Below are 2,019 nucleotides of genomic sequence, written 5' to 3'. Positions count from 1 at the left end.
CATCTACTAGCAATCGACCAAGTAGGAAGAGCCGTGTGATCCCCTCAATGCGCCTCGTCCCAATTATCCGCCGCGCGCGCGTCGACGTGCAGCGGCACCGACAGCAGCACGGCCGGGAAGGGGGCGTCCTGCATGACGTGCTGGACGACCGGCAAGGTCGCGGCGACCTCGTCCTCCGGCACTTCGAAGATCAGTTCGTCATGCACCTGCAGCAGCATCTGGGCCGAGAGCTTCTTCTCGGCCAGCGCGTCTTCCACCCGCGTCATCGCGCGGCGGATGATGTCGGCCGCCGTCCCCTGCAAGCGCGCGTTGATCGCGGCGCGCTCGTTGAAGGCGCGCACCGAGGCATTGGACGCCTTGATCTCCGGGTAGTGGCACTTGCGGCCGAACAGCGTGACGACATAGCCGTTCTTGCGGCAGAACTCGCGGGTCTCGTCCATGTAGGCGCGGATGCCCGGGAAGCGCTCGAAATAGCGCTTGATATACGCCGAGGCCTCCTCGCGGGCGATGCCGAGCTGGTTGGCGAGGCCGAACGCGGAGATGCCATAGATGATGCCGAAATTGATCGCCTTGGCGCGGCGGCGGACCTCGCTCGGCATGCCCTTGATCGGCACGCCGAACATTTCGGACGCGGTCATCGCGTGAATGTCGAGCCCGTCCTTGAACGCCTGCTTCAGCACCGGGATGTCGGCGATCTCCGCCAGCAGCCGCAGCTCGATCTGCGAATAGTCCGCCGAGACCAGCTTGTGGCCGGGGGTGGCGATGAAGGCGCGGCGGATCTTGCGGCCGTCCTCGGTGCGCACCGGGATGTTCTGCAGATTCGGCTCGTTCGACGACAGCCGGCCCGTGGTGGTCGCCGCCAGCGCGTAGGTGGTGTGCACGCGATGGGTCTGCGGGTTGACATAGGTCGGCAGCGCGTCGGTATAGGTCGATTTCAGCTTCGAGACCTGGCGCCATTCCAGGATCTTGCGCGCGAAATCATTGCCCTGCTCGGCGAGGTCGTCGAGAACAGAGGCGGAGGTCGACCAGGCGCCGGTCTTGGTCCTGGTGCCGCCGGACAGGCCCATCTTGCCGAACAGGATGTCGCCGATCTGCTTGGGGCTGCCGACATTGATCGGTTCGCCGGCGAGCTCCTGCAGCTCGGCTTCGACACGCGCCGCGGTCTGGGCGAAGTCGCCGGACAGCCGCGACAGCACCTGGCGGTCGATCGAGATGCCGCGCCGCTCCATGCGCGCCAGCACCGACACCAGCGGCCGCTCCAGCGTCTCGTACACCGCGGTCATGCGCTCGGCCACGAGCCGCGGCTTCAGCACGCGCCACACCCGATGGATCACGTCGGCCGCTTCGGCCGCATGCGCGGTAGCGCGGTCGATCGCGACCTGCTCGAAGGTCAGCTTGTTCTTGCCGCTGCCGATCAGTTCGCTTTCGCTGACGACGGCATGCGCCAGCACATGCTCGGCGAGCGAGTCGAGCTTGTGCGAGCCGCGCCCGGCGTCGAGCGCGTAGCTCATCAGCAGGATGTCGTCGACATTCTGGAGCGTGATGCCGTGCTGCGCCAGCAGCACCGCGAGGAACTTGATGTTGTATCCGATCTTCAAGAGCCCGGCGGATTCCAGCACGGGCTTCAGCGCGGCGAGTGCCTCGCTCTCCTTGATCTGGTCGGGTGCGAGCCCGGCATCGAACAGGCCGCCGCCATCGCCCGCCTGGCGATGGGCCAGCGGGATGTAGCAGGCCTCGTCCGGCGCCAGCGCCAGCGAAAGACCGCACAGACTGGCCTGCATCGGATCGATCGAGCTGGCCTTGACGTCGATGGTGACGCGGCCGAACTCGTGCGCGCGGGCCAGCCACGCGTTCAGCTCGGGCAGCGAGCGCAGCGTCTGAAATTTGTCGCGATCGATACGCGCGCTCTTCGCGGCCTCCGCCCGGCTTTCGGCGAGACCAGCAGGCGTGCCCTTGCCCATCGCGGATTTGTCGATGCGTGGATCACCCGTGCGCGGAGCGGCCGCCGGCTTGCTCGGT

Annotated in this window: 1 protein-coding gene; it reads right to left on the bottom strand. The window is 66.9% G+C overall.

The features are described from left to right. Positions 1 to 44: 44 nt before the first annotated feature. Positions 45 to 2,019: DNA polymerase I (gene polA, locus BRAS3809_RS27470; protein WP_035658999.1), on the bottom strand; the 1,975-nt coding region annotated here is incomplete at its 5' end.

Source organism: Bradyrhizobium sp. STM 3809, from assembly GCF_000239795.1.
Taxonomy (GTDB): domain Bacteria; phylum Pseudomonadota; class Alphaproteobacteria; order Rhizobiales; family Xanthobacteraceae; genus Bradyrhizobium.
This window is presented reverse-complemented; position numbering and strand designations above follow the sequence as displayed.